The 21,331-nt window shown below is 63.9% G+C and carries 22 protein-coding genes and 2 riboswitches; of the genes, 11 read left to right on the top strand and 11 right to left on the bottom strand.

The features are described from left to right. The first annotated feature begins 259 nt into the window (after positions 1-259). The 4 genes from P8192_RS02650 to P8192_RS02635 all read left to right on the top strand — a co-directional run bounded on the left by P8192_RS02650 (position 260) and on the right by P8192_RS02635 (position 3,075). Positions 260-502, top strand: coding sequence for a hypothetical protein (locus P8192_RS02650; RefSeq protein ID WP_278158282.1), 243 nt, complete (start codon positions 260-262; stop codon positions 500-502). Between the two features lie 136 nt (positions 503-638). After that, a complete protein-coding gene (locus P8192_RS02645; protein WP_270106263.1) occupies positions 639-845 on the top strand; it encodes a hypothetical protein in 207 nt (68 codons plus the stop codon). Next, positions 846-1,583 carry a response regulator gene (locus P8192_RS02640; RefSeq protein WP_270106264.1) on the top strand — a complete coding sequence of 246 codons (738 nt, stop codon included), beginning with the start codon at positions 846-848 and terminating at the stop codon, positions 1,581-1,583. It abuts the gene before it with no gap. Between the two features lie 298 nt (positions 1,584-1,881). After that, on the top strand, positions 1,882-3,075 hold the full coding sequence (locus tag P8192_RS02635; protein WP_278158279.1) for a sensor histidine kinase: 1,194 nt from the start codon (positions 1,882-1,884) through the stop codon (positions 3,073-3,075). An 18-nt stretch (positions 3,076-3,093) separates the two neighbouring features. Here the strand turns inward: P8192_RS02635 and P8192_RS02630 are convergent, their stop codons facing one another. Further along, entirely contained in the window at positions 3,094-3,963 is an 870-nt protein-coding gene (locus P8192_RS02630; RefSeq protein WP_278158278.1) for a siderophore-interacting protein, read from the bottom strand. A gap of 302 nt (positions 3,964-4,265) precedes the next feature. Between P8192_RS02630 and P8192_RS02625 the strand changes: the two genes are divergently transcribed. Continuing rightward, positions 4,266-4,541 carry a hypothetical protein gene (locus P8192_RS02625; RefSeq protein WP_278158276.1) on the top strand — a complete coding sequence of 92 codons (276 nt, stop codon included), beginning with the start codon at positions 4,266-4,268 and terminating at the stop codon, positions 4,539-4,541. A 122-nt stretch (positions 4,542-4,663) separates the two neighbouring features. Then, positions 4,664-6,064: an NAD-dependent malic enzyme gene (locus tag P8192_RS02620; RefSeq protein ID WP_278158275.1), complete on the top strand. Its 1,401-nt coding sequence runs from the start codon at positions 4,664-4,666 to the stop codon at positions 6,062-6,064. A gap of 43 nt (positions 6,065-6,107) precedes the next feature. Here P8192_RS02620 and P8192_RS02615 read toward each other — a convergent pair whose 3' ends face one another. Further along, positions 6,108-7,136, bottom strand: coding sequence for an ABC transporter substrate-binding protein (locus tag P8192_RS02615; RefSeq protein WP_278158274.1), 1,029 nt, complete (start codon positions 7,134-7,136; stop codon positions 6,108-6,110). 36 nt (positions 7,137-7,172) lie between these two features. Further along, on the bottom strand, positions 7,173-8,255 hold the full coding sequence (locus P8192_RS02610) for an amidohydrolase family protein (RefSeq protein WP_278158272.1): 1,083 nt from the start codon (positions 8,253-8,255) through the stop codon (positions 7,173-7,175). Positions 8,256-8,462: 207 nt separating this feature from the next. On the opposite strand from P8192_RS02610, the gene P8192_RS02605 reads away from it, so the two are divergent. From P8192_RS02605 to P8192_RS02595, 3 genes are read left to right on the top strand one after another with little or no spacing between them, the layout of a single operon-like run. Next, positions 8,463-9,221, top strand: coding sequence for an IclR family transcriptional regulator (locus P8192_RS02605; protein ID WP_278158270.1), 759 nt, complete (start codon positions 8,463-8,465; stop codon positions 9,219-9,221). Positions 9,222-9,252: 31 nt separating this feature from the next. Further along, complete coding sequence (locus P8192_RS02600; protein WP_278158269.1) at positions 9,253-9,498, top strand: FAD-linked oxidase C-terminal domain-containing protein; 246 nt, start codon at positions 9,253-9,255, stop codon at positions 9,496-9,498. 31 nt (positions 9,499-9,529) lie between these two features. Next, positions 9,530-11,023: an aldehyde dehydrogenase family protein gene (locus P8192_RS02595; RefSeq protein WP_278158268.1), complete on the top strand. Its 1,494-nt coding sequence runs from the start codon at positions 9,530-9,532 to the stop codon at positions 11,021-11,023. 132 nt (positions 11,024-11,155) lie between these two features. Here P8192_RS02595 and P8192_RS02590 read toward each other — a convergent pair whose 3' ends face one another. Further along, entirely contained in the window at positions 11,156-11,392 is a 237-nt protein-coding gene (locus P8192_RS02590) for a hypothetical protein (protein WP_270106276.1), read from the bottom strand. 62 nt (positions 11,393-11,454) lie between these two features. Between P8192_RS02590 and P8192_RS02585 the strand changes: the two genes are divergently transcribed. Then, positions 11,455-12,513 (top strand): MsnO8 family LLM class oxidoreductase, encoded by a 1,059-nt coding sequence (locus P8192_RS02585; protein ID WP_278158265.1) that lies wholly within the window; start codon positions 11,455-11,457, stop codon positions 12,511-12,513. A 126-nt stretch (positions 12,514-12,639) separates the two neighbouring features. Further along, on the top strand, positions 12,640-13,017 hold the full coding sequence (locus P8192_RS02580; RefSeq protein ID WP_278158262.1) for a hypothetical protein: 378 nt from the start codon (positions 12,640-12,642) through the stop codon (positions 13,015-13,017). A 236-nt stretch (positions 13,018-13,253) separates the two neighbouring features. Here P8192_RS02580 and P8192_RS02575 read toward each other — a convergent pair whose 3' ends face one another. From P8192_RS02575 to P8192_RS02545, 7 genes are all read right to left on the bottom strand, one after another. Next, complete coding sequence (locus P8192_RS02575; RefSeq protein ID WP_270106279.1) at positions 13,254-14,657, bottom strand: LLM class flavin-dependent oxidoreductase; 1,404 nt, start codon at positions 14,655-14,657, stop codon at positions 13,254-13,256. Positions 14,658-14,667: 10 nt separating this feature from the next. Then, a riboswitch (SAM riboswitch) is annotated at positions 14,668-14,759 on the bottom strand. Between the two features lie 81 nt (positions 14,760-14,840). After that, the gene (locus tag P8192_RS02570; protein WP_278158260.1) at positions 14,841-16,142 is read right to left on the bottom strand and encodes an acyl-CoA dehydrogenase family protein; all 1,302 of its coding nucleotides are present in this window, start codon (positions 16,140-16,142) and stop codon (positions 14,841-14,843) included. Between the two features lie 53 nt (positions 16,143-16,195). Beyond that, entirely contained in the window at positions 16,196-17,107 is a 912-nt protein-coding gene (locus tag P8192_RS02565) for a MetQ/NlpA family ABC transporter substrate-binding protein (protein ID WP_278158259.1), read from the bottom strand. A 36-nt stretch (positions 17,108-17,143) separates the two neighbouring features. Continuing rightward, entirely contained in the window at positions 17,144-18,061 is a 918-nt protein-coding gene (locus P8192_RS02560; protein WP_278158258.1) for a MetQ/NlpA family ABC transporter substrate-binding protein, read from the bottom strand. 133 nt (positions 18,062-18,194) lie between these two features. After that, a complete protein-coding gene (locus P8192_RS02555; protein ID WP_270106283.1) occupies positions 18,195-18,860 on the bottom strand; it encodes a methionine ABC transporter permease in 666 nt (221 codons plus the stop codon). Position 18,861: 1 nt separating this feature from the next. After that, positions 18,862-19,728: a methionine ABC transporter ATP-binding protein gene (locus P8192_RS02550; RefSeq protein ID WP_278158255.1), complete on the bottom strand. Its 867-nt coding sequence runs from the start codon at positions 19,726-19,728 to the stop codon at positions 18,862-18,864. 6 nt (positions 19,729-19,734) lie between these two features. Continuing rightward, a riboswitch (SAM riboswitch) is annotated at positions 19,735-19,826 on the bottom strand. A 128-nt stretch (positions 19,827-19,954) separates the two neighbouring features. Beyond that, positions 19,955-21,328 (bottom strand): acyl-CoA dehydrogenase family protein, encoded by a 1,374-nt coding sequence (locus P8192_RS02545; RefSeq protein ID WP_347403422.1) that lies wholly within the window; start codon positions 21,326-21,328, stop codon positions 19,955-19,957. Between the last annotated feature and the right edge of the window lie 3 nt (positions 21,329-21,331).

Below are 21,331 nucleotides of genomic sequence, written 5' to 3'. Positions count from 1 at the left end.
GACGCCCGCCGTGGCGATGAGCTACGTCACCATCTCCCCGCACCTCTTGAAGTCGGAGGGTTCCTTCCGTAGGTTCTACCCTGTCGGCTGGAGCGCACCCGGAGCCGATCCGCCCCTGACACGTCGCAGGTTGCTTGTTGCAGCCTGCCTCCTCGAGAGGATCGCCATCCTGCATTCCCCCGCTCCATCCTCTTCCTGCTTCTGGCCTGCCTGCGACCGGCACCCGCACGCACCACAGCCGGGAAACTCCACCTCGTCCTTGGCCACCGGGCAGCGCTCCCGATCCGTGATTCACGTGCGCTGGATAGGGCCCGATGCGGACCTCGATGCCTCATTCAACGTGCTGCAGACGACGGCGCCTGTACACCAGCGCCGGGCCCGGCTCCCCCTGCATGTGCTCTTGCAACGCTGTGCCGCCACGGTGCTGGTGATCACGGGAGTGTCCGTCACCCTCGCCGCTGGCGTACTGATGGTGGCGATGACGTCTGGTGGTCCTCTCTAGCCACGTGGAGCAGGGCATCCTCTCGATAAAAATTTAGACGAAAGTCTAGACCTGGCCACTTTCCATTGCGACGCCACTGAGCTTCAACTTACTGTCGAAGAACACACACCCTCGATCCATGAAGAAGGGCCATTTCATGAGCAAGCACGTCGATGCGAAACAGCAGCGCACCGCCTTGATCATCCTGAGCGCCATGACGGTGGTGCTGCTCTACTGCCTCCATATCGCCGGCGCTTTCAGCGGACCCCTGATGACCGCCATCGTGTGGTTCTTCGGCATGGGCCTCGCTGCGTTCTTGCTTCTCAAGGCCGTTCTGCCGCTCCTGGCAGATCATCGCGGTTAAGTGACTATCCTGACCGCGGAGAACCCGATGCCCCAGCCCAACGTTGCACCCATCCGAGTCGTTGTTGCCGACGACCAGCCGCTGATGTTGCGCGCACTCGCGGAACTGATTGAACGAGCACCACAAATGGAAGTCGTGGGCCGGGCGTCTCATGGTGTCGAAGCGTTGGAGCAGGTGCAGGCAACGGAACCGGATGTCGTCCTGACTGATCTGGACATGCCCGAACGCAATGGGGTCGAACTGATCGAAGATCTTCAGGCCTACCCGGCCATCAAAACCCTTGCGCTCACGACGTTCTCCTCCACCGATTGGGTCATCGCGGCATTGCAGGCCGGAGCTTCCGGCTACCTCGTCAAGGACGCCGCACCCGACGAGATCGTCGATGCTATCCGCCAAGTGCTCACCAACACCATGGTGGTGTCTCCCGCCGTGGTCAAATTGCTCTCCCAGCACGTTATTAATCAGCGCGGAGGGGCGGCGAATCCACCTCCCGGAGGCGTTCCTCAACTCAACGATCGCGAGCAAGCGGTGGTCGAACTTCTCGCCATGGGGATGAGCAACCGCGAGATCGCCGACGAGCTCTTCCTCTCAGAAGGCTCCGTCAAGCTGCAGTTACGCAATGCCTGCCAAAAACTTCACGTCCGCGACCGAGTTCAGCTCCTGGTGCGCGCCGTGGAATGGGGCATCGCTTCACCTCGCCTGGGCAAAGGCCGCCAGCACCTCGCTGGCCGCTTCTAAAGGCCCACCAACACCAGAGAAAAGGCACCACCATGTCACTCACCTCAACTCTCGCTTCCTCCATTGCCGCCGTTACCCTGGCTGCTTCGAGCCTGACCGCTCTGCCAGCCACTGCGGAGGCAAACAATGTCACAGCCAACGTCGCTCCGGCGGCAGTCAACGTGGTGGCTCCCATGTGGATCCATCGGACCGTCTGTCAGTTGCTTCGCCCCATCTACAGGGGCTGCTAAATCTGACCACCAGAAGTGAATAAAATTCGCCGACACAACTGAGGAGTCACACGACTAGAGTTGATCGTGTGATCCTCAAACCTTTTCGAAGCCGCAACGACTTCGCTGAGTGGAACCGTGACACCAGCGCGGGTTCCCTGTCTCCCTGGATCACCATCGTCCTGGCCGTCTTCGCCGCCGTCATGACGACGGATGTATTGAGGGACCGTTCACTGGAAGACCCTGTGGACGCGTTTGTGATTCTTACGACGCTGATTACTTATGCGGCCGCATCTGTAGTCACCCGCCGGCCGTGGACGGGCATGATCATCTTCCTTGCCAGCAGCGTGACCTTGGCGTGGCTCGTCGAGTCCGGAGTTGCGCTTTTACTCGCCTTCGCCGTGACTTTAGCCATGATCTTCATCTGTGGCACCGCTCTGTTGCAGGTCACCACGACGGTGTTGTTCACGGCTTGGCCCTTCGTCGTGTCTCTCTTGGTGCATGATGATCTATCCCTCGTTCACGCTGCCGCAGTCATCGGAGTTCCGGTAGTGTGCATCGGTTACGCTATCGGTCGATTTCGTCGTGCCATGGTTCTCGCAGAGAAGAGGAACCAGGAGCTCGAGGAACAGAAACTGCACATCCGAGCGCGTGAACGCGAATCACTGGCGCGCGATCTGCACGACATCGTTGCGAATCAGCTCACCAGCATGACGCTGGTAGCAGGCAGCCGCGCCCACAGCGATCGGCTCGAAGACCTGCAAGAGGCACTCACCGAAATCAAGGGACTGAGCCGGGAAGCCCTGATCGAGCTACGCAAACTGCTGGATGTCTTGCGCACGAATGAGTCCCCAGCCGGCCCTGGCGACGGCAGCCGTTTGGACTTCCAGGGCATCGAATCTGGACTCCAGCACGTGGTGACTCGCCTCGAAGAGTTCGATTTCACGGTCGAGCTGACCTCGAATCTGTCCCAGAAGTCACCACTGAGTGCATCGACCGTGGACGCGATTCTGCGCATCCTGCAGGAGTGCTCCACTAACGCCATGAAGTACGCACGCTCCTCATCGACGATCCAGGTCTACTTGGAGCGTGACAAGGAAAAGGTGAGCCTGAGCTTCACCTCCGCACTCCCCCAACACATCCGGACTCGGCGCCGAAGCCTTGAGCTGTCTTCGGGCCAGGGGCTCCTCGGCATCCGCGAGCGCGTAGCGCTCCTGGGCGGTGAAGCGAGCATCGGCCCAGTCCATGAAAGATGGGTCGTTGAAGCGTCCTTCCCGGTCTGAGGCATCTGTGAACGCGAACTACCGCTTCGTTTTGTCCTTCCAGTAGCCCGACGAGTACCCGTCGGCTTTCTCCAGTTCCCACGTCTCACGCATCCAGCGCCTCAGTGGTCGGATTGCTGTCGATTCAGCGGCGATCCAGGCGAAGGCCTCCCCCTCAGGACGCGGCAGTTTCATGACCGCTGCACTGAGGTTGTCCTCCCGGCTGAGCCACGTCACGGTCATTCCAGGTGGCGCAGACAGCTGCTGGAACGACCCCGGGCTGGGCGCCTGGACGAAAACATGTCCCTGAGCCGTACTGGGCAATTGCTCAAGCCACCGAGAGACACCGGGCAAGCCGGTCTCGTCGCACACCATCAGGTAGAAGTCGTAGTCATAGGACACGCGGTACCCCGATTTCGGCCCGAGCACATAGGTGGTCTCGCCCGGGAGCACCGAACGGGCCCAATCGGTTCCGGGGCCCTTGTCGTGAAGGGTCACGTTGATTTCGATTGCACCCGATTCTGGCCAGAACTGACGAATCGTGTACTTCCGCGACGGCGGAGCCGGCTTCGCCCACACCGGCCATTCCCCGTGCTTCGTTTCGCGCCACTGGGGTTCCGGAATCTGAGCGGCCCCGCTCGGAGGCACCACCACACGCACGTACTCTCCCACCAGTTGCCGGGATTCCGGACGACGTTCCGGTTCGACCGGTGCCAGCACAATACGTTGCACCGTGGGTGACAGTGGTTCGGTTTCCTGCACCGTCATCGCAGCAATCCCCGAGCGCAAGCCCACCTTGCGGATCGGGCGCGGGCGATCAGAACGGCGAGCCTGTTCTTCCCCATGTTTCGCCTTCTTCAGCTTCTTCGAGGACTTCTTATCTTTCTTGTCGCTCTTGTCTTTTTTCACTGTCGAGCCCTTGCCTACGATGCCGCACCTCCACTACTCGCTGCGGCCGACGTCGTACGACCGGTTTCTCCCATTATCCGCCTGATTTCACCTCACTCGACATTAAGTCGGCCAGGGCCTGGCGACGAGAAGAGCTCGTCTTCAGGAGCGACAACCTGGTAATACTGACCCGTGGACAGTGCATACGGACTTTCGGAGCGACCACTGTGAATCAGACCCCAGCATCTGGCGCGACAACAGCAAACTCGATGGTGCCGACCAGCACAAGACGTCGCGGCACCTTAGTCAGTGTCGGGCTCGGCATGATCTTGTTGCTCGCGGCTGTTGTCTTGATCTTTGCCCCGCCATCGGGTGACGAAGTGGCGGACAGCGACTGGACTATCACTGTCTCCTGTGCCTCCGCAGCCCTTGGCGACGACAGAGTCCAAGGCAACGCCCCTAGCGAGCGGTTCGACGGGCTCTCCACTAACCTGCGAATGACCTGCATGACCGGACGTCAGCAGCACAGCGGAGCAGCACTTCTGCTGACCGTGCTCGGCAGTACATCACTCATCATCGGCGCCACCCGGCGCTCCTGATCAGCTCTCTCCGGCGTCATCGGGCAATACCGACCAACCGTTTAGGACCGTCAGGCGCAGGTAATATCTGCGGCGGCCAGGTAGATTCTTTCCCAGACCTGTCCCACAACAAAGGAGAATCCATGGCTGCTCCCAGCCCCGGCTATTCGATCACCGCCCGTGTGTCGACCCCCGCCACCTTCACTGCCACTTCGGACGTCACCAACGCGATCGCCGCCACCGGCGCCCAGATCACCGCGGTCGACGTCGTGGAATCATCCCACGCAGGACTGACCATTGATGTCTCCTGCAACACCCGCGACCGCGCGCACGGTGATGAGATCCGCGCCGCCGTCGACGCGCTGGACGGCGTCACCGTCGGCAACATCTCCGACCGGACCTTCCTCATGCACCTGGGCGGCAAGCTCGAGACCACCGCACGCGTGCCGCTGCGCAACCGTGACGACCTTTCCCGCGCCTACACCCCCGGCGTGGCCCGCGTCTGCCAGGCCATAGCGAAGAACAAGGCCGACGCCCGCAACCTGACCATCAAGAAGAACACCGTCGCCGTCGTCACCGACGGAACCGCGGTGCTGGGCCTGGGCGACATTGGTCCCGAGGCCGCCATGCCGGTGATGGAAGGCAAGGCTGTGCTGTTCAAGCAGTTCGCCGGCGTCGACGCCTGGCCGGTGGCCCTGGACACCAAGGACACCGAAGAGATCATCGCGATCTGCAAGGCTATTGCGCCCGCCTACGGTGGCATCAACCTGGAGGACATCTCCGCTCCGCGCTGCTTCGAGATTGAAGCGCGCCTGCGCGAAGAGCTCGACATTCCGGTCTTCCACGATGATCAGCACGGCACCGCCATCGTCACCCAGGCCGCCCTGGTGAACGCGCTGAAGGTCGTGGACAAGAAGATCGAAGACATCCGCATCGTGGTGTCCGGGGTGGGCGCGGCAGGCACCGCCATCATCAAGCTGCTGCAGGCCTCCGGCGCGAAGCACATCACTGCGGCGGGTCGCTCCGGTGTGATCGAGCGCGGTTCCGAGCATGCCGATGCTCATCGCAACTGGCTGGCTCAGAACACCAACGAGGAGGGCTTCTCCGGCACTCTGAAGGAGGCCGTGGTGGGAGCTGACGTCTTCATCGGTGTGTCCGCACCGAATCTGCTGGACGCCTCTGACATCGAGAAGATGAACGACGGAGCCATCGTTTTCGCTATGTCCAACCCGGACCCGGAGGTCTCCCCCGAGGCCGCTGCCAAGCATGCTGCTGTGGTGGCCACCGGTCGCTCGGATTTCCCGAACCAGATCAACAACGTGCTGGCCTTCCCCGGATTCTTCCGTGGACTGCTGGATGCCGGCGCCAGCGACATCGTGGACGAGATGCTGGTGGTGGCCGCCGAGGCGATCGCTTCCTGCGTATCCGATGAAGAGCGCAACCCGAGCTTCATCATCCCCTCGGTGTTCGACCCTGAGGTGTCCACCCGCGTGGCAGAAGCTGTGGCCAAGGTCGCCCGCGACCAGGGTGTGGCCACGCTGTAACCACCGAAGCTGCACCCCGCCCCGCCCTGTGCGTGCGGTGCCTCTATTCGTCACTCACATAGAGCGACTCGACGTCGAGAGGGTCCGTCGCCATGCCGTACTTCAACATCAAGTCATAGACCTGCTGAAGAGTCTCCGTCGGCAGATCCGTGTGTGCAGGCTCGAGGCGAATGCGCTGGGCCACAGCCTCGTCCATGTTCAATGACGAGGCGATCGAAGAACGCAGCGCGTCCTCGTCTTCCCAAGCGGCCTCCGTGGATTCCGTCAACGCGTCTGTAAATGCCTGGATCACCTCCGGATTTTCTTCCGCGAAGGCCGACGAGGTGAAGGCGATCGTCAGCGGCATGCTCTCCATGGCCACCTGGTTCGGATGACCCACCACGACATTCTCAGGGTCCTCTAGTGCCATTCCCAAGAACGGATCCGGTATCCACACCGCGTCGACGTTCCCCTCTTCCAGCTGCGGCAGCATGTCAGGGAAAGCCATCTCGTTGAAGCGCACGCTCGACGGATCTCCGCCTTGCTGATCCACGGACTCCAAAATCGAAAGATCACCGAGAGTATGCAGGGCGTTGACGGTGACCACCCGGTTCTCCAGATCGGTGAACTCTTCGATTCCCGAATCCGCACGCGTCACCACGGCGTTGATGTCCTCCCCGGACGCCGACGACCACGAATATCCGGAGATCACCTTTACATCGAGTCCCCGCTCCGCCGCCGTGAGCACTGACATGGGGTTGCCAACCGCGATCGCCAGCGATTGATTCTGCACGGCAGGCAACAGCTCTGCCCCGCCTTGTCCTTCCACCAACTCGACGTCGAGTCCATGCTCGGCGAAGATTCCCTCGCTCACTCCGAACCGCAGCTCGGCTGACGAGGCGATGGGGAGCGTGCCCACCGAGATGGTGGTCAGTTCCTCGGCGCCACTGCCATTCGCAGTCGGGCCATCATCCCCGGACGGAGACCCATCGCCGCATCCCGTCAGGATGACTATCGCACACCCTGCTACGGATCCAAGCAGGAGACGTCGGTGACGGACATCCTTCTCCACTCGGTTGGCCGATTTTCTCATCACTCTCTCCTGTCTCTGCTGATGCGGTCTCATGGCTCAAACCTCGAGCCTGAACACGTCTAGTGCGATGTCTTCGAAGAACGCCTTCTTCTCCGCGCCAGACAGCGGTAGATTGTCCTGCTCGACGACTTCCGCGACGTCGAACTGGTAGGGGTAGTCCATGGCATACATGACGCGATCTGCACCGACCACGCTGCGGACGAACATGATCTGCTCTGTCCAGGGCATGCCGCTGGTGGTGATCCAGATATTCGACCTCAGATACTCCGAGGGTTTCTTCTCCAGTGGCCGAATAGCGTCGTACCGTCCCGAAGCGACTTGTTTCGCGTGCATATGATCGATCCTGGGGGCCCAGAACGGCAGCGCCTCTCCGAGGTGACCAACCACCACGCGAAGTTGCGGCAGGCGATCGAAAAGTCCCGAGGTGATCATCCGGAGAAGGTGGAATCCAGTCTCAACGCCGAAGCCGAAAACGGCTCCGTCCAAGCCGGCCTGATGAAACGGCTCGATCATCGCATTGGGAGGCGTGCTCGGATGCAGATACAACGGGACGTCCAACTCGACGCACCGCTCCAGCACCGGGAAGAAGTCCGGGTGGTCCAAATATCGTCCACGAATGTGCGAGTTGGCGATCAGGCCTTTCAGCCCCAATTCGGTGACGGCGCGCTCCAACTCACCGGCGCCAGCGTCCTCAGACTCGAAGCTCACGGCGGCCAGAGCTGAAAACCGGTCAGGGTGGTCTTGGCATGCCTCAGCGAGTCGATCGTTCGTCAGGGAGGCGATTCGACTGCCTTCGTTGGCATCCAACACCTGAGTTCCCGGTGCGGTCAGCGCTAGCACTTGATGGTCGATTCCAGACTCATCCATATCGCGAATTCGTCGTTCGCCAGCATCCTGGAGTCGAGCGACCACATCGCGCGGCTGCGGATGCTCGCTGCCGAGGAAGTATCCGACCAGGCTATTGAAGCCGAGGTCCGGGTTGGTGCCGTCACGCAACTGCTGGCGGTACAGCTCGTACATCTCGGGCAATGCGTAGGCCTCTTCGGTCGCAATACGCAGATAGCCTCGGTCACCTCCAGCACGCAATTTCTCGGGCGTTGAGGGCGCTGGATCTGTCATGGTGTCTCCCTTGATCACGGTCATGTCCGAACGAGATGTCCGGCTGAACCGAAGTCTAGGGAGACGGCGAATCGAGGAAGTACGTCCGGGTGCAGATTCCTGAATTAGGAAGACTTCTGTCCACCACACCGGGAGAAGTGAGCACGACCCCCTTGATTATCCGTCATCCCAGTGGTCCAATTTCCACAATCAGGAAATGGGGATTCCATGCTTCAAACAGCCGAACGAACGCTCCACACCGTGAAGCTGGTGGCCACGCGAGGTCACATCACGTTGACCCAGCTGGCCCACGAACTCGACATCAGTCCATCGATGGCGCACCGAATACTGTCGACCTGCGTCGCCCAAGGCTTCCTCTCCCAGTCCGGGCGCGGGACCGCGTACGGCGTGGGCTCTGCGCTGCGCCAACTCGCCATCAACGTCGATCGCGGCACAGATCTGACCGCAACATTGGAACCCACGCTACGAAAAGCGGCACGGAAACTGCTGGAAACCTGTCATCTGATGGTCCTGGAAGGAACCGACATTCGGTTCATCCTGTCTGTTGAAGGCTCGCATCTGGTTCGGATCTCCCGCCCCATCCGCCGCACGACACCAGCCCACGCCACTGCAGGGGGCCGCGCCATCCTCGCTGCGCTGCCCGAGGCTGAACTCCGGCGACGATTCTCGAATCACGATTGGAGCGGAGCGCCCCACTCCCACGTCCAGAATCTTGAAGAGCTGGAGGCGGAGCTTGCCCGTGTTCGACGCCGCACATTCGCCCTGCAGGTCGGCGAAGCTCAATCTGGAGTGGCCGCGGTCGCGCTCCCCGTACATGACTGGTCTGCGAACGTCGTTGCGGCTGCCTCCGTGACCGTCCCCTACCAGCGCATGGCTCAACCCACGGATGCTCACAGTCTGATTGAGCAGCTGCGCCCCTTCGTCGCGCGGATGGAGGAACTCCTGAGACCATCCAACATATTGTGACACTCGTCACCATCACGTAAAGTCGTCAACTATGGAGAATGACAACGTTCTGACGCGCACGTTGGTGGACGAGGCCACTGCCGAAGGCTATGGCCAGTACCGAACCCACCTCGCGCTGATGGACCAGGTGATGAAGACCTTCGATTTCAACGACAACGTCCTATTGCGATTCAGCGAGCGCATCAAGGACGCGCTGGATCCAAACTCCATCATGGCTCCGGGCAAATCCGGGATCTGGGGAGCGCGCTACAGCGACGCAACCCACCAACGTCTTTAACCCATCCACCCACTCATTAAGGAGCTTCACCATGGTCGCAATGACACTGCCGTCTCATCTGCAGCACGCCCAGCATTGGATCGACGGCCGCGAAACACCCAGCAGCGGCGCTCAGCGGATCGACGTGATCAACCCGGCGAACCAGTCGGTGATCGCGTCCACACCTGCCGGCACGATTGCCGACGTCGACGCCGCCGTCAGCGCAGCTCAGCGCGCATTCCGTGCCGGTTCTTGGTCTCGGATTTCCGGCCGAGAGCGTGCTGCGGTGCTGTTACGTGCTGCCGCAGCACTACGCCAGCAGGCTGATCAGCTCGCGCAAGTCGAGAGCATGGACGTCGGCAAGCCGATCAGCTTTGCCACCGCCGTTGACGTCAATACCGCGGCGGAAACTTACGAATATGCCGCAGCACTGGCGCAGCAGCTTGACGGCGCCGTCCGGCGCACCCCGTTGCCGGCGCATGCGTACACCCAGCGGGAACCACTGGGCGTCGTCGCCGCCATTACGCCGTTCAATTTTCCGCTGATTCTGTCCACCACCAAGATCGCCTTCGCCCTGGCCGCCGGCAACACGATCGTGCACAAACCCGCGGAAGATACCCCGCTCTCGGCACTGTTCGTGGCTCGCATTCTGACCGAGGCTGGGGTTCCTGACGGGGTCTACAACCTGGTCACCGGCTATGGGCGAGAGATCGGGGAACATCTGGTGACCCATCCGGACGTCGCCAAAGTCGCCTTCACGGGTTCCAGCACCACCGGAGCGCACCTGGCCGAGCTCGCCGGACGCCACCTCCGTCCGCTGACGGCCGAGTTGGGCGGCAACGCAGCCAATATCGTGTTCGCCGATGCCGACGTGGAGCAAGCCATTCAGACCACGATCTCCGCGTTCGTGTTCAACACCGGCCAGTTCTGCATGGGAGGACCTCGCCTTCTGGTTCAGCGGGATCTGCTCGAGCCGATGCTGGAAGCACTAGCCGCGGCGCTGCCTCATGTTCCGCTGGGTGATCCGTCGCAGCCGGAGACGGTTATCGGCCCGGTGGCCACGTCGCGGCAGCGGGAGAAGATCGCGTCTGCGGTGAAGCAGGCGGTCGACGCGGGGGCAACGCTGGTGACCGGCGGCCAAGCGCTGGATCTGGACGGTGGCCTGTACTTCCAGCCCACCGTGCTGACGGGAGTGGATAACTCTGCGGAAGCCGTCCAGGAGGAGATTTTCGGACCGGTACTCACCGTGCAGGCCTTCGACACCGAAGCCGAGGCGATCGAGCTGGCGAACTCCACCCGCTACGGTCTGGCAGCAGGGGTGCAGACCACCGATATCTCACGCGCTCACCGCGTCGCCGACGCCCTGGAGGCCGGCATCGTGTGGGTGAATAGCTGGGCCATGCTCGACCCGGCCATGCCCTTCGGTGGTGTCAAAGACTCTGGGTGGGGACGTGAGAATGGACCAGAGCAGATGGAATCCTATACCCGCACCAAGTCCGTCATCATCGCGCTGGCTCCGGATCCGGAAGCCGAAGCATCGAACTGAGCGTGCTAGAGAACCACGAAGTTTTCGTCGAGATTCACGCCACCGGCCTACGCCACACCGACCTGAGTGTGGCCAGCGGAGGTCAGCCGGTCTTGGTTCCCTCGACCGGGTGACCTTGCTCGCCGCGCTGACTCACCGGAACCGGTTTGTGCGGTCGTGACGCCCGCGTCGATTCAGTCGGCGCGGGCGTTTCCGTCCGCCCTGAACCACGAGGCCCATGATGCAGCACCAGGCGCCCACGGCGGCGAGCCCGCCAAAAATCCATTGCCCGACCGGCCAGTCCGGGGTGAGGAACAATCCCAGGATGCCGACGACGAGCAGGGCGGACCCCAAGCCAACCAGGCGGGACGGTTTCTCGATGAAGGACATACCTTCAGCCTATCCGGCGGGGCGAGGGAATGCTTCCCCTCGCTCCGGGCGTTGTGCTGAAGGTGACCACCTTTGATCGCATCCCCGCCACGGCCCGGGTGCCCCTGTCTCTGCTGGATCGCGCCAACACCCGACGTCGGGGCGGCGTCGCCGTCGAACCCAGCCAGATCCTCGCTGACGTTATCACCCGCGCCCAGGCTGCGGAGGCGCTGGGCTTCCACCGTTTCTGGGTGGCAGAGCATCACGCAGTGCCGGGAATCGCCGGCTCAGCGCCCACCGTGCTGATGGCGGCACTCGCCGCGCGCACGGAACGCATCCGTATCGGCTCCGGCGGCATCATGTTGCCGGACCACCAGCCACTCGTAATGGCTGAACAGATCGCTACCCTGCAAGCCCTCGCCCCCGGCCGCATCGACGCCGGGCTCGGTTCCTCGGTCGGATTCACCGCGCCCGTGCCTCGGGCGCTACGACAGGACGATTCGGCCCGCTTTGACGCCGGCGACCAGGCACGCGAACTGATCGCCTACCTCGATGATCGTCACGACGACGGCGCCGAAGTCACCGCCCAGCCGGCAGATCGGTCACAGACCCCACTGTTTGTTCTGGCGTCATCACGGTCCATCCCGCTCGCCGCGCAACTGGGTACTGGGGTGGTGGTGGGCGGCCCTGGTCTCATGGCAGCTGCACGGGACGCCGACCCGGGGGAACACCATGAGGGCATTGCCACTTACCGGCGAGATTTCGTCCCCTCGGAGCACCGGCGCCAGGCACCGTGGGTGGTGGTGGCCGTCTCGGTCGCCGTCGCCGACAAAGCCGAAGACGCGGCCCAGCTGGCACTGCCGGAAGCCTGGGCACTGACTCGTTCGCGCACCGTCGGTTCTTTCGAGCCGTTGCAACCGGTCGACGAGCTAGACCTCGCCGGCTTGAGTGACCGCGAGCGTCGTCGTCTTCATGAACACCTGGATCAGGTCATCACGGGCACACCCGACCAGGTCCGTGAACAGCTTGAGCGGCTCATCGACTTCGCCGGTGCGGACGAGGTGTTGGTGAGCGGTGGCATGGCGGACCCCGCAGCCCAACGGCGCAGCGACGAACTTCTGGCCCAGGTGTGGGGAGTCTGAGGGGATTCTCACCGTATTCTCAGCGCACCGGTCATTGACCTTTACCGCGGCGACTCGCAAAAATGGGGCAGAGTAACGGGATGGAACAACCCATCTCGTCGTCTGTGCGAAAGATAGAGGTAGACCATGAAGCTTTTCAGCGTCCGTCGACTGTTCACCCTCGGTGCGGGTGCCGCCATCGGCTACTTCGCCGGCTCCCGTGAAGGCCGCCGCAAGGCCGAAGAGATCGCCCGCCAGGCTCAAGATTTCTGGACAGACCCGAAGACCCAGCGTCAGGTCCACGATGTGGCGGAGAAGGCCACCGACGCCGTCAAGGAGAAGGCTCCCCAGTTCGGCGATGCCGCCGAGAAGGCCGCCGGATTCGTGGACAAATCCACCGGCTACTCCTCCGATGACGCTGCAACGGTCGCTGACCCGGACACCGTTTCCGATCCGGCCGAATCCCTGGAAGCAGAAGGCGGCGGCAACCCGGAGGCACCGGGTAAGCACACCGCCGGTAGCTGATCCGGCACACCGTTCATTCAATGGCGGGGGGGGGGGGGGGGGGGGGGGGGGGGGGGGGGGGGGGGGGGGGGGGGGGGTTGGGGGGGGGGGGGGGGGGGGGGGGGGGGGGGGGGGGGGGGGGGGGGGGGGGGGGGGGGGGGCCGCCCCCCCCCCCCCCCCCCCCCCCCCCCCCCCCCCCCCCCCCCCCCCCCCCCCCCCCCCCCCCCGCCATTGGTCTAGCCGTATTTGGGGCGTGATCAGGCGTTCACACGGTTCCGGAGGATGAACTTCGAGGCGTAGTGGTTGTCCTTGAAGTGATCGCCCTCGCCATGCAGCTTGTTGCGCAGCGTACCCTCGGTGTATTCGGTCTTGTAGCGGCCGAGCTTCTGCAGCTCCGGCACCACGTACTCGACGATGTCCTCGAAGGTCCCCGGGGTGATGTGGTACGCCAGGTTGAAGCCGTCGACGTCGGTCTCGTCCTGAATCCGGACCAGCTCCTTGGCGACCGTCTCGCCGGAACCGATGATGACGGGGCCGAATCCGCCCACGCCGCACCATTCGGCCAGCTGACGCACGGTCCACTCGTTGCCTTCATCGCCGGACGCCTTCTTGAAGGTCTCCACGGCCGACTGGATGGCGTTGGATTCGATCTCGCCGATCGGCTCGTCCAGCTCGAATTTGGAGAAGTCGGCGCCCATCCAGCCGCTCATCAGCACCAGGCCACCCAGCGGATCCACGTACTGGGTCAGCTCGCGGTACTTGGCCCAGGCGTCCTCATCGGTGGCACCGGTGACAATGGTCTGCATGGAGAAGATCTTCACGTCGCCGCCATCGCGGCCGGCATCAATAGCAGCCTGGCGGATCTTCTTCACGGTGCCGGAGATCAGCTCGTCCGTGGGCGAGTTGATGAACACGGCCTCGGCGTGCTTACCGGCAAAGGCACGGCCGCGGGTGGAGGCGCCGGCCTGGTAGATCACGGGGGTGCGCTGCGGCGAGGGCTCGGTCACGGCGATGCCAGGGGTCTTGAAGTAGGTGCCCTCGTGCTCGATGTTGTGCACCTTGGTGTGGTCGACGAAGACGCCGGACTCCTTGTCGTAGAGCACCGCGTCGTCCTCCCAGGAGGATTCGAGCAGCTTGTAGACGACGTCGAGGTACTCATCGGCGTGGTTATAGCGCTCGTCGTGCTCCATCTGGTCGTCCTGACCGATGTTCTTCGCCGCCGAGGGCAGATACCCGGTGACCACGTTCCAGCCCACACGGCCTTCGGTGAGGTGATCGAGGGTGGCCAGGCGGCGAGCGAAGGGGTACGGGTGCTCGTAGGCGGTGCCTGCGGTGACGCCGAAGCCGAGGTTCTGGGTGACCGCCGCCATGGCGGAGACCAGCAGAAACGGGTCGTTCACAGGGGTCTGGGCGCCGGAGGTCAGCGCGGCCTCCGAGCTGGAACCGTAGACGTCGTAGGGGCCGAGCACGTCGGCGATGAACAGCCCGTCGAAGAGCCCGCGCTCCAAAATCTGGGCGAGGTTGGTCCAGTAGGACAGCTTGTTGTAGTCGCGGGCGTGGTCATCCGGGTGGCGCCACAGGCCGGGTGACTGGTGGGCCACGCAGTTCATGTCGAAGGCGTTGAAGAGGATCTTGCGCTGATTCGAGGTTGCGTCGGGCATGAGGAATCTCCTTCCATCGGTTCTGGCATGAGCACCTGCCGGACGGTCCGGTGGTTGCTGCGGCGTCGTGGAGCCAGATCTCTCGGCCGCTCTGGATGGGTACTGTCCGATTCCATCACACATGGGTGGGGGCGGAATGCACTGTGTTGCTTCGTGTATCGATCTGAGGATGGGGCTACCGGACTAGTCGGTCTCCTCATCGTCGGTTTCGCCGACGCCGAGAAACGGCACCGGTTCCACTCGGTTGACCTCCCAGTCGCCGATCATCCGGGCCATGAACGCGGCCGGGTCGTGGGAGGCCAGGGTGCGGGCGTTGCGCCAGTGCCGGTCGAGCTGTAGCTCGTTGGAGGTGGCGGAGGCACCCAGGGTGTCGAAGATGCGGGTACAGATGTCGAGCACCAGGCGCGGGATGACCACGTGGGCCCGCTGGGCGGCCAGGCCGGCCTCGCGCAGTAGTTCCGCGCGCTGGGTCGCAGCCTCCTCGCCGGCGGCCTCGGCATCAGCGGCCAGGTCGAGGTCGCGGCCGACAGCGCGCACCAGCTCCTCGACCGTGTGCTGCTGGGCGGAGAGCTCACCGATGATGCCAAGCAGCTGGTCGTCCTCCCGAGCTCGGACCCCTCCGCCGGTGTTGAACACCCGGGATCGGTTGCGGGTGAGTTCGATTCCTTCCTTCAATGCGGCGCGGCCGATTCCGGCCATCAGCGCGAGCAGGGTGATTTCGTGATGGATCGGGACCAGCCCGTTGGGTGGCGGCGGATCGAGGAGGTCTTCCACCCCGGCACCCTTCATTTCGAGGGTGCCGGTGCCGGTGAGGCGTTGGCCGAAGCCGTCCCAGTCGTCTTTCACCTGCACCCGCGGCTGGCGTACTCGCACGAGGGCGAGGGCACGGGCGGCCGAAGCGGAAGTGACCCCGGTGTCGCCGCGACGACGCTGCCGGCGCACGCGGCGTGAGGCCAGCGGCTTGTCGACGAGGGCATTGACGAGGGTCCAGGTGGAGAAGATGGTGCCGGTGGTGTAGTACTTCTCCCCGGTGATGAGCAGGGATCCGGCGTCGTCTTCCCACACTTTGGTGGAGGTGTCGCCGAGCCCGGCGCTGGTCTTCTCGGAGAGGGCGGACCCGCACCATTCACCGTCGATGATGTGGCGGAACCACTTGCGACGCAGCTCGGCGGAGGCCTGCATGCGCACGTGCTCGACGAAGATCAGCTGGCTGCGGGCCAGGTGGGCGGTGTTGGCGTCGAGCTCGGCGAGATCGATCAGCAGGCGCAGCGCCGTCTCGTGACCCGCGCCGGCGCCGCCGTCCTCGGTGTCCACCGTGAGCGCACCGAATCCGCGTGAGCGCAGGGACTCCATCGGCGAGAAGGGCAGGTGGCGTCCGGTTTCGCGGGCGAGCTCGCCGCGGGCGATGTCGTCGAAGATATCACGATACTGCTCGCGCAGGCGACGGTAGTCGTGATCGGCGGGGGACGCGATGCGGGTGGTCATCGGGGTGCTTCGCTCCTTCGAGTGGCTCAGACGTCAGGGGTGGGACGGACTGCTCAGTCGGTGGCTTTCGAGAATTCCGCCCAGCTCTCGGCGGAGCTCTCCACGGTGATCGAGCCTTCGTAGGTGACCACGCCGCCGCCCAGGTACTCGTCGTACCACTGCTGAACTTCTTCGGATTGGTAAGCCTCCTGCAGCACCTGAGCTGCTTCGGTGTCGCGGAACTCGGGCTGGGCGGCCACCACCACGGTGAAGGGCACCTTCACTTCGGGGTCTTCTTCGAGCAGCAGCACGGTGTCGTCGATGTCGTAGCCGGCGTCAGCGATGGAGCGGATGAAGCCGAACCCGGCGTCGACGTCGGGCAGTGACTGGCCCAGGGACTGCTGGTCGATCTCGATGAACTCGATGTTCTTCGGGTTGGCGGTGATGTCGCGCTGGGAGAGCTGGGTGACTTCCTTGGTCTCGTCGACCTCGATCACTCCGCCCTCGGCGAGCAGTTTCAGGGCGCGGCCGTTGTTCGAGGTGTCGACGGGGATCGCCACCTGGGCGCCGTCGGGGAGCTCATCCAGACTGTCGTACTCCAAGGAGAAGATCCCGGAGTGCGTGTAGTACACCGAGAACAGGGACTCGACCTCGGTGCCGTTGTCCTGGTTGAACTGGCGCAGGTAGGCCTGGTGCTGGAAGAAGTTCACGTCGTACTCACCGTTGTTCACCGCCTCATTGGGCAGCACGATGTCGGTGACGTAGGTGGTCTCCAGGGTCCAGCCCTGTTCTTCCAGCTGTTCCTTCACGATCTCGGTGGGGTCCTGGTAGGGCGCCGATTCGGTGACGATCATCGAGATCGTCTGGTCTGCATCGGCATCGGAGCTGGCGTTGACCAGTCCGCAGGAGCTCAGGGTCAACAGGGCAGCCATTCCCAGGGTGAGGGTGCTGACGAGGGTGGTGCGGCCGGTGGTGCGAGTGTTCATGATCGGGTTCTTTCGTGTGGGAGACGGAGGTCTGGATTATTCGGCGGTGTAGTCGGACCAGGTCTGGGCGGAGTTCTCGATGGTGATCTGGTCGGTGTAGTCCAGGACCCCGCCCTGGTAGTCGGCGAACCATTCGGCGATCTCCGGCGACTGGTAGGCCTCCTGGAGCACCCGGGCGGCTTCGGTATCGCGGAACTCGGGCTGGGCGGCGATGCCGTTGGTGAAGGGCAGCTCCACCGCCGGGTCGGATTCCAGCACCAGGGCGGTGTCTTCGGTGTCGTAGCCGGCTTCGGCCACGAGCCGGACGAAGCCGAAGGCGGCGTCGACGTCGGGCAGGGTCTGAGCCAGGGACTGCTGGTCGACCTCGATGAACTCCAGGTTCTTGGGGTTGGCGGTGATGTCGCGCTGGGAGAGCTCGGTGGGTTGCTTGGACTCGTCCACCTCGATGACTCCGGCGTCGGCCAGCAGAGCCAGGGCGCGTCCGTTGTTGGAGGTGTCCACGGGCACGGAGACCTGGGCGCCGTCGGGCAGGTCCTCGAGGGTGTCGACAGTCAGGGAGAACACCCCGGCCCGGGCGTAGAAGACCGAGAAGATCGGCTCGACCGCGGTGCCGTTGTCCTGGTTGAACTGGTTGAGGTAGGCCAGGTGCTGGAAGTAGTTGACGTCGTACTCGCCATTGCTCACGGCCTGGTTGGGCTGAATGATGTCGGTGACGTAGGTGGTCTCCAGGGTCCAGCCCTGTTCCTCGAGCTTCTCCTTCACGATTTCGGTGGGCTCTTGGTACGGCGCAGATTCCGTGAGGATCATCGAAATGGTCTGGTCTTCGTCAACCGAGGATCCTGCATTGGCCAGTCCGCAGGAGGTCAGGGCGAGGCCGGCGACGAGGCTGAGTCCGACGGTGGACAGTCCGCGTGCACGGCGAGACGGGGCAGCGGAGATGGGCGAGGATGACATAGAGGGGTCCTTTCAGGGACGCTGAGATGTTTTTCGGCGCCACGAAGAGTGCGCAGCGGGTACGGCGGTGACGGTACATGGCGCCGGCGCAGGCGCGGGTGCAGCTGAGGAGTGGCCGCGAGGACCAGGAGAGTCAGGCCAGGCGCTTGTCGGTGACGCGCACCAACCGGTTCCCGATGACCTGGACGGCAGTCACCAGCAGTAGCATGATCGCGATCGCCACCAACATCACCTCGGTTTCGTACCGGTAGTAGCCGTAGCGGATGGCGAAGTCGCCGATACCGCCGCCACCGACGAGCCCCACCATCGCCGAGTAGGAAATGAAGGAGACGGTGGTGATGGTGATCGAACCGATCAGGGCCGGTCGGGCGTCCACGAGCATCACGGAGCGGATGATCTGGCCGCGGGTGGCGCCCATGGCGCGGGCGGCCTCAATGGGCCCGGTGCCCAGCTGGTTGATGTTCTGCTCCACCAGGCGGGCGAAGTACGGGATGGCGTTGACCGTCAACGGGACGATAGCCGCCGCGGTGCCCACGGTAGTGCCCACCACGAACCGGGTGAACGGGATGATCGCGATGAGCAGAATCAGGAACGGGAAGGAGCGCACCGCGTTGACGATGGCGGAAACCACCCGGTGCAGCTGCGGCGAGGGTGAAATCCCGCCGGGGGCGTGGTTGACGAGCCAGATGCCCAGCGGGGTGCCCAGCAGCACCGCAATCGGGATGGCGACCCCGATCATGGCGAAGGTTTGCAACAGCGCTGCGGTGAATTCGGGAAGCAGTTCAATGATGCGTTCCATGTCAGTTCCCCACCTTCTGCAGCGTCGTTGCGGCGTCGTCCGCCGTAACAGAGGCGGCGTCGACGTCCTCGTGAGTGGCCAGCGTGGCGGGCACCTCGAGAGTTCCCGTGCGGCCCTTATCCACCGAGATGCCCTCGGAGATCAGGTAGGAGCCGATCGCGGTGTGCGGCCGGAAACTGTCGGAACGCAGCTGCTCGGTGGTGAACTGCTCGACGATGGCGCCGGATTCCATGACGGTTACGTCGTCGGCCAGGGCCTTGATGACCTCCATCTCGTGGGTGACGACCACGATGGTGATGCCCAGCTGGGCGTTGATGTCGGCCAGGTACTGAAGCACCGTGGCGGTGGTGAATGGATCCAGTGCGGAGGTGGGCTCATCGCAGAGCAACACATTCGGCTTGGTGGCCAGGGCGCGGGCGATGGCCACACGCTGCTTCTGCCCACCGGAGAGCTGAGCAGGGTAGGCCTTGGCCCGGTCGGCCAGGTCCACCAGCTCCAGTGCCTCCAGGGCCCGACGACGACGCTCACGCCGGTTCGTCACGCCCGCGAAGGTCAGCGACAGTTCCACGTTGGCGACGGCGGTGTGATTGTTCACCAGGTTGAAGCCCTGGAAGATCATGCCAATCTGGTGGCGGCGCTGGCGCAGCTGTTCCGCGCTGAGCCCGGTGAGCTCTTCGCCGTCGACCCAGACCTCACCGGAGGTGGGGCGCTCCAGGAGGTTGATGTTGCGCAGCAGTGTGGATTTGCCGGCCCCCGAGAAGCCGATGATGCCGTGGATCGAGCCACGGCGCACGTCGAGACTGACGTCGTCGACCGCAGTGATGTCACCGCCTTTGAACGTGGTGGTGACGTGGCGCAGGGAGATCATGAGAATCCTCCATCGTTGCTGGCATTAGCACCTTCGCCTCGTGGGGCGGGTTGCTGCGACGTCGACGAGCCAGGTCTCTCGGTCGCTCTGGATGGTTACCGGTCCATTCAAACACGGGGACGAACCGCGTGTCATGACGAACCATGACGAGCGTCATGCATCTCGTCATACGGTTCACAAACGCTCTGCAGCGATCACGAACCGTCGAAGATGACGTTATGTGACGTCATTCTTGAGTTGGTGCGGATGCTGCCGCTGAGGCCGGCGCATCGCCGATAGCGGACAGCCCTTGCGGCAGGGTGCCGTTGATGAACCAGTCGCCGACCTGCCGGGAGCGGAAGACGATGGGGTTGTGCGTGGCCACGGTCTGGGCGTTGCGCCAATGCCGGTCCAGCCCCTTCTCGACAGCGGTGTTGGACGCCCCGCCGGTGAGGAAGAGTTCGGAGGCGACCCGGATGGTCTGCTCCGGCACGGTGATCTGCGCCTGCTGGATGGCCAGTTCGGCGGTGTAGAACTCGGCGGGCACCGCTCCGCTGTGGTCGTGGCGGTCGGCGCCAGTGCGCGCAGCCTCGGCCAGGGCATCGTCGAAGGTGCCGGCGGCGTGCAGCACGGTGGCTTCCACGGCGAAGGCGGTGGCCGCGATGTTACCCGTGGCCTCCTGGATCAGCGGATCCTCGCGGTAGGGCAGCCCCAGACCGGTGTTGAAGGTGCGCTTGCGTTCGCGCACCCCGGTTGCTGTCTCCTCGCGCACGGCGCGGGCGATGCCGGCCAGCACGGCGAGCAGCACCAGCTGGAAGAACGAGGCCTCGAAGACCGCTTCCGGCGTGCCGATCCGCCGCGGCAGCACCGCCAGGGGCTCCACCTCGACCTCGTGGAAGCGGGCGGTGCCGGTGGCGGTGAGCTTCTGGCCGAAGCCGTTCCAGTCGTCCTCGAGCTCCACCCCGGCCGCCGTGGTGGGCACGACAGCGAAGGAGCGTTCACCGGTGACGTCACCACCGGGTCCGGTCAGGCTGGCCGAGACGCGGGTGTGGGTGGCGAACAGGGAGCCGGTGGCGTAGAACTTCTCGCCGTCGAGCACCCACGTCGCATCCTGGTCGGCGCCGCCCGAGCGCTGGGTGAGCACCGTATTCAGGGTGCCCAGGGCATTGCCGCCCTTCTCGGTGGACGCGTTGCCCACGGTGGCGCCGGCGCGCAGCTGGGCATACCAGTGGCGGGAACGATCGTCGTCGAGGAAGCGCAGCGACTCCACAAATCCGGCGTGGGAGCGGTATTGATGGGCCACGTTGGAATCGGCGGCCGCCAGGTCGATGAGCAGCCGGATGTAGGTGCGCACACTGGCACCGACTCCCCCGTGCTCGCGGGGTACCCGCAACAAGGCGAATCCGACTCGGTTGAGCGCGGCGATCTCGGCGAAGGGCAACTCGCGATGCAGGTCGCGGTCTCGCGCCCCGGCGGCGATGCGTTCGAAAAGTGGGGCGAAGTGGGCTGAGAGGCTGGGGTAGTCCGATCCGGATGGAAGCTGCGGCGGTTCCAGTTCTTCCAATCGCGGCGTCGCGGAGACGGAGGCGGTGGGGGCGGAAGTGGCAGAAATGACAGACACGAG

Source organism: Citricoccus muralis (assembly GCF_029637705.1).
In the GTDB taxonomy this organism is placed as follows: domain Bacteria; phylum Actinomycetota; class Actinomycetes; order Actinomycetales; family Micrococcaceae; genus CmP2.
The sequence above is the reverse complement of the archived record's forward strand: the minus strand, read 5'-3'. Positions and strand labels throughout refer to the sequence as shown.

What these genes read in the sequence shown, in the direction of transcription:
- P8192_RS02575 (WP_270106279.1), bottom strand. Translation starts at nt 14,657, where the DNA reads ATGCCCGACGCAACCTCGAATCAGCGCAAGATCCTCTTCAACGCCTTC.
- P8192_RS02610 (WP_278158272.1), bottom strand. Translation starts at nt 8,255, where the DNA reads ATGACAGATCCAGCGCCCTCAACGCCCGAGAAATTGCGTGCTGGAGGT.
- P8192_RS02565 (WP_278158259.1), bottom strand. Translation starts at nt 17,107, where the DNA reads ATGAACACTCGCACCACCGGCCGCACCACCCTCGTCAGCACCCTCACC.
- P8192_RS02625 (WP_278158276.1), top strand. Translation starts at nt 4,266, where the DNA reads ATGATCTTGTTGCTCGCGGCTGTTGTCTTGATCTTTGCCCCGCCATCG.
- P8192_RS02645 (WP_270106263.1), top strand. Translation starts at nt 639, where the DNA reads ATGAGCAAGCACGTCGATGCGAAACAGCAGCGCACCGCCTTGATCATC.
- P8192_RS02580 (WP_278158262.1), top strand. Translation starts at nt 12,640, where the DNA reads ATGAAGCTTTTCAGCGTCCGTCGACTGTTCACCCTCGGTGCGGGTGCC.
- P8192_RS02555 (WP_270106283.1), bottom strand. Translation starts at nt 18,860, where the DNA reads ATGGAACGCATCATTGAACTGCTTCCCGAATTCACCGCAGCGCTGTTG.
- P8192_RS02590 (WP_270106276.1), bottom strand. Translation starts at nt 11,392, where the DNA reads ATGTCCTTCATCGAGAAACCGTCCCGCCTGGTTGGCTTGGGGTCCGCC.
- P8192_RS02570 (WP_278158260.1), bottom strand. Translation starts at nt 16,142, where the DNA reads ATGACCACCCGCATCGCGTCCCCCGCCGATCACGACTACCGTCGCCTG.
- P8192_RS02600 (WP_278158269.1), top strand. Translation starts at nt 9,253, where the DNA reads ATGGAGAATGACAACGTTCTGACGCGCACGTTGGTGGACGAGGCCACT.
- P8192_RS02605 (WP_278158270.1), top strand. Translation starts at nt 8,463, where the DNA reads ATGCTTCAAACAGCCGAACGAACGCTCCACACCGTGAAGCTGGTGGCC.
- P8192_RS02595 (WP_278158268.1), top strand. Translation starts at nt 9,530, where the DNA reads ATGGTCGCAATGACACTGCCGTCTCATCTGCAGCACGCCCAGCATTGG.
- P8192_RS02560 (WP_278158258.1), bottom strand. Translation starts at nt 18,061, where the DNA reads ATGTCATCCTCGCCCATCTCCGCTGCCCCGTCTCGCCGTGCACGCGGA.
- P8192_RS02550 (WP_278158255.1), bottom strand. Translation starts at nt 19,728, where the DNA reads ATGATCTCCCTGCGCCACGTCACCACCACGTTCAAAGGCGGTGACATC.
- P8192_RS02620 (WP_278158275.1), top strand. Translation starts at nt 4,664, where the DNA reads ATGGCTGCTCCCAGCCCCGGCTATTCGATCACCGCCCGTGTGTCGACC.
- P8192_RS02615 (WP_278158274.1), bottom strand. Translation starts at nt 7,136, where the DNA reads ATGAGAAAATCGGCCAACCGAGTGGAGAAGGATGTCCGTCACCGACGT.